Source organism: Peribacillus sp. P4_C12 (assembly GCF_056402095.1).
On record NZ_JBFUIB010000342.1, the window covers coordinates 1 to 4,072 of the forward strand.

At 37.0% G+C, this 4,072-nt stretch carries 5 protein-coding genes; all 5 read left to right on the forward strand.

What is annotated here, in order from left to right; genetic code table 11:
- The first annotated feature begins 136 nt into the window (after nucleotides 1-136).
- Nucleotides 137-340, forward strand: a complete 204-nt coding sequence (locus AC1DUW_RS22435) for a Fur-regulated basic protein FbpA (RefSeq protein ID WP_053345662.1) — start codon at nucleotides 137-139, stop codon at nucleotides 338-340.
- Between the two features lie 173 nt (nucleotides 341-513).
- The gene (locus AC1DUW_RS22440; protein ID WP_477643508.1) at nucleotides 514-687 is read left to right on the forward strand and encodes a hypothetical protein; all 174 of its coding nucleotides are present in this window, start codon (nucleotides 514-516) and stop codon (nucleotides 685-687) included.
- A gap of 205 nt (nucleotides 688-892) precedes the next feature.
- The gene (locus AC1DUW_RS22445; RefSeq protein WP_053345663.1) at nucleotides 893-2,281 is read left to right on the forward strand and encodes an LLM class flavin-dependent oxidoreductase; all 1,389 of its coding nucleotides are present in this window, start codon (nucleotides 893-895) and stop codon (nucleotides 2,279-2,281) included.
- Between the two features lie 194 nt (nucleotides 2,282-2,475).
- Nucleotides 2,476-3,726 (forward strand): acyl-CoA dehydrogenase family protein, encoded by a 1,251-nt coding sequence (locus AC1DUW_RS22450; RefSeq protein ID WP_053345664.1) that lies wholly within the window; start codon nucleotides 2,476-2,478, stop codon nucleotides 3,724-3,726.
- A 136-nt stretch (nucleotides 3,727-3,862) separates the two neighbouring features.
- Nucleotides 3,863-4,072 (forward strand): acyl-CoA dehydrogenase family protein (locus AC1DUW_RS22455; protein WP_477643509.1); only part of this gene is annotated, 210 nt, incomplete at its 3' end.

Below are 4,072 nucleotides of genomic sequence, written 5' to 3' on the forward strand. Positions count from 1 at the left end.
GGCCTTTGAAACTTCTAGCAAAGATTTTTTTAGAATTCCGTGCTACCACAATCTAGTTTAAGGCGTACCTCTCATTCTTGAAGAAGGTTTTTTAAATCCTTTACAATTCTACAAACGATGAAAAGGAGAAGGTCATATGGGGTATAAAATTTGCGAAGATATGGAAGAAATAAGGCGGAAATTAATTAATAAACTGATTGTCTTTAATGTATATAAGAATAAGGAACAACTGTTGAACTTATCTTTAAAAGAGTTAGAAAATGAATACAAAAGAATTCAATTAGATAGTCATCCTCATTGTGATACGGGTTCGATACATTGGACTAATAAAAAATATTAAATGAAGCTGTCGGGTAACAAAGGCAAAAAAAATAAAGAACTGTATCAAAAGATAAAGAGAACAATCCAAATGAATGAGATTTTATTAGTCCTTTCGATGGAAAGTCGGATTTTCTTTGATGGTAGTATTGTACCAATGATTTAGCTTGTTCGCTAATTTTACTATTAGAATATATGATTGGATGTTCATTAGGACTTGTACTTGTTGTTGTTCTATTTGATATGTATCCTTTACATGTTGCTCAATGGTTGTCCGGAGTTATGTCTATAGTTGTTAATTTTTTATTGTTGGATTTTGGGGAAAATTACCTTTTATATGTGCAGCAAAAGTTGAAGAAAAGTGCATAAGGTGTATTGACAACGTGAAGTATGCCCGCTAATATAAAACATAGTAATAACATAGGAATAGTTAATATATAGTTTGCCGGTCAACCGGAGACAATTTCTGATTTTGTAGAAGATGTCTCTGGTTTTTTGTTTTTTTTAAACCTTTTACTATCAAATATTTATTGTATTATCAGTTTTCAAAAAGTCAGAAAAGGAGACAAAAAAAATGAACAAAAAAAGAATCTTATTAAATGCATTTGATATGAATTGTGTTGGCCATCAATCACCAGGTTTGTGGGTACATCCTGAAGATCAATCACATCGCTATAATGAGATTGAATATTGGGTGGAGTTAGCGCAAACATTGGAGAAAGGACGGTTCGATGGTTTGTTTATTGCGGATGTAATCGGGACTTATGATGTGTATGGTAAAGATAAAAAAACTACAGTTCGTGAAGCAACACAAGTTCCGGTAAATGATCCAATTCTGCTCGTTTCAGCAATGGCTAATGAAACTAAACATTTAGGATTTGGAATCACATGCTCGACAACGTTTGAACACCCATATACGTTTGCAAGAAGAATGTCTACATTGGATCATCTAACGAACGGGCGAATTGCTTGGAATATTGTTACTTCCTATTTAGAAAGTGGAACGAAAAATATCGACATCGGTAATAAATTTCAACATGCGGAAAGATACAATATAGCCGATGAATATTTAGAAGTTTGCTATAAATTGTGGGAGGGTAGCTGGGAAGACGATGCAGTTGTGAAAGATAAAGAGAAGCGAATCTATACCGATCCAACAAAAGTTCACGAAATCAACCATCATGGTAATTATTTCGATGTGCCAGGCATTCATTTGTGTGAGCCATCACCACAAAGAACTCCTGTTTTGTATCAAGCTGGTGGATCTGCAAGAGGCCGACAATTTGCAGGCAAACATGCAGAATGTACATTTATTTCTGGTCCTGGAAAAGAAGCGATTTCTATATATGTTAAAGATGTTAGAGCACAAGCTAATTTGCAAGGAAGAGATCCAAAAAGTGTGAAAGTTTTCGCATTACTTACACCAATTGTGGGACGAACAGAAGAAGAGGCATGGGCAAAATATGAAGAGTTATCGAAATATATAAGTTATGAAGGAGCCCTTTCCCTACTAAGTGGGTGGTCAGGAGTTGATTTCTCTGAATATGATCCTGATCAAGAAATTGAATATATTGAAACAAATGCAATTAAATCAATGCTCGAAAGTTTGACAAAAGCAAGTGCAAATAAAAAATGGACAGTACGTGAGTTAGCGAATTTTGCTGGTATAGGTGGAATGGGTCCCGTGGCAATCGGAACACCAGAGCAAATTGCTGATACGCTTGAAGATTGGATTGAGGATACGGATATCGATGGATTTAATCTTGCATATGCGATAACACCAGGAACTTTTAAAGATTTTGTTGAACTTGTCATACCAGAACTTCAACGAAGAGGATTAGTGAAAATGGAATATGAAGAAGGGACTTTCAGAGAAAAGCTATTTGGAAAAAAAGCTCGTTTACCAGAAAACCACGTAGGGAATCAGTATAGAAAAGTTGGTCTTCAAGAGAGCTCAAAATAATTTACTACATAAAAAGTATTTGATTAAACAAAATGATGAACGTCATCCTACTGCATGTTATTGATGCTTTTGTCCTGAAAGGAGCTACACAGTAAGATGAGCAAGCTTAATACTATTTAATTATTTTTTTATAAATAAATACGACTAATATGATGCGAATAATCATATTTAAAATTAAAGGAGTTATTTAAAAAATGTCTAATCAAAAACAATTAAATTTAGGTGTTAACAAAGATCGTTTAACTTCACTAAATTTTACTGAACCAGTAAAAGTTGGCTCTGCTGAATTAGATCAATTGATTACAGATATTGCAATAGATGCTGAGAACCGTCGGAGTTCTGGTAGCGAAGCTCGCCCATATTATGCAATCGATTTAATCAGACGAACCCGACTTGGTGCTCTTCGTTTACCGGTTGAACTAGGGGGTGGCGGTGCTAGTATTCGTGAACTTTTCTATGTCATCATTCGATTAGCTGAAGCCGATCCAGATATCGCGCATAGCCTTCGGTCTCATTTTTCCAATGTGGATGAATTACTTCGAAATCCTGCAAGTGAACAACGTGATACGTGGTTACAAAGAATAGCAGATGGAGCAATCATTGGCAATGCTTTTACTGAGCTCTCATCGAAAAATGTGGGGCATTTGGCCTTTGAAACAACTTTGTCCCCTGAAGGTGAGGGTTACCGATTGAACGGCACGAAGTACTTTAGTACAGGTACCATGTATGCTGACTGGGTACTTGTTACGGCATCTACCTTAGATGGAATACCTGTATCCGTGATCATCCCAACTGATCGTGAAGGTGTCATAATAAAAGACGATTGGGATGGAATCGGACAAAGATTGACTGGGAGTGGCACGACACATTTAAACAATGTTTTCGTTAATAAAGGTGAAGTGACTGTAATCCGTGATGACAGGACGCCATTCAATTCATATTTACAGCTTTATCTCCATGCGGTTATTTCAGGCATATTACGTAATGTAGTGGCAGACGCATCAGCTTTGGTTCATAAACGAACTCGAACATTTAGTTTTGCTGCTGCAGACACTGCATCTGCAGACCCGCAACTACAACAGGTTGTTGGACAGCTCTCAAGTAGTGCGTTCGCGTCCGAAGCGATTGTTCTCGCTGCTGTAGATGCACTGGACATTGCTGTGAATTCAGCGGTCGACGGCGTGATTGACTATGATTTAAGTCATGATGCTTCACTTCGGGCGGCTCAGGCTAAGGTTATTGTGGACGATCTTGCATTGCAAGCTTCTACGTTACTTTTTGAAGTGGGAGGAGCATCTGCAACGAGAAAGTCAGCGAACCTCGATCGTCACTGGCGTAATATCCGTACCATAGCTTCTCATAATCCAACTGTCTACAAAGCACGTGCTATCGGTAATTACGTTGTGAACGGTACTAAGCTTCCGCTGAAGCAAATTTACTTTTAAGTAGATGGGTTGCTATGGACATTAAGCGATCTACTAAAAGTTTTCTCCTTATATTCATTATCATATAGAGTTTGATATAGATAAGTCTATAATTGTGAGTTTTCTATCTATAAACAAAAAGTTGGAGGATATAAAAATGAGCAATGCAGCATTAGAAAAAAATATATATTCAAGAGCGTACATCCAGGAAATTAGAGAAAAAATTAGACCGATTGTTGAAAAAGTAATTAAACCAAATGCAGATATGATTGATAGAGAAGGCATGTTTCCACGAGGGAATTTACAGGCCCTAGCAAAAGAAGGCTGGACCTCGGTAACGATTCCTGAGAGATGGGGGGGCTTAAAC